Raw genomic sequence first — 606 nt, 5'->3', positions numbered from 1 at the left:
CCGACACCGCCGGGGCCGAGACGCTGGGCCTCGCGGTGGCGCAGCAGTTGCGCCAGCGCGGTGGCGACGCGCTGCTGGCGGCGCTCTGAACGTCGTCGTCTCGACGGGCCTCCGCCGCATGCGCGTGCTCGTCACCCGTCCCGAGGAGCAGGCGCGCGAGTGGGTGGCGCGGCTGGCCGAGCGCGGCGTCGTGGCGGCGGCCTTGCCGCTGATCGCGATCGAGGCGCCGGCCGACCCGGCGCCGGTGCGGCTGGCATGGCAGACGCTGTCGCAGCGCAGCTGCTGGTGTTCGTGAGTCCGAACGCGGTGACGCAGTTCTTCTCGCAGCGGCCGGCTGGCGGTGATTGGCCGGCCACGCTGCGGTTCGGATCCCCGGGGCTGGGCACCAGCGCGGCCTTGCGTGCGGCCGGTGTGGCGCCGGGCGCGATCGTCGAGCCGCCGTCCGACGCGGGGCGCTTCGATTCGGAGGCCCTGTGGGCCGTGCTCGGCCCGCAGGGCCCGTGGCAGGGCCGCTCGGTGCTGATCGTTCGCGGCAGCGTCGACGGCGAAGCGCAGGGCCAGGGCCGCGAGTGGCTGTCGCAGGCGCTGCGCGACGCCGGGCCAGCG

Annotated in this window: 1 protein-coding gene and 1 pseudogene; both read left to right on the top strand. The window is 76.7% G+C overall.

Features of this window, described 5'->3' with window-relative positions; translation table 11 throughout:
• Positions 1 to 118: 118 nt before the first annotated feature.
• A complete protein-coding gene (locus Y694_RS25195) occupies positions 119 to 295 on the top strand; it encodes a uroporphyrinogen-III synthase (protein ID WP_197028853.1) in 177 nt (58 codons plus the stop codon).
• Positions 256 to 606, top strand: a pseudogene (locus Y694_RS22160) (uroporphyrinogen-III synthase); the annotation flags it as partial. The gene Y694_RS25195 and the pseudogene Y694_RS22160, both read left to right, overlap by 40 nt.

Origin of the sequence: Methylibium sp. T29-B, from assembly GCF_000576225.1 — a bacterium.
In the GTDB taxonomy this organism is placed as follows: domain Bacteria; phylum Pseudomonadota; class Gammaproteobacteria; order Burkholderiales; family Burkholderiaceae_C; genus Methylibium; species Methylibium petroleiphilum.
Note: the sequence above shows the minus strand (reverse complement) of the source record. Positions and strands in the feature narration are given on the sequence as shown.

Excerpts from the sequence above, each read along its gene's own strand:
- Y694_RS25195 (WP_197028853.1), top strand. The coding sequence starts at position 119 with ATGCGCGTGCTCGTCACCCGTCCCGAGGAGCAGGCGCGCGAGTGGGTG.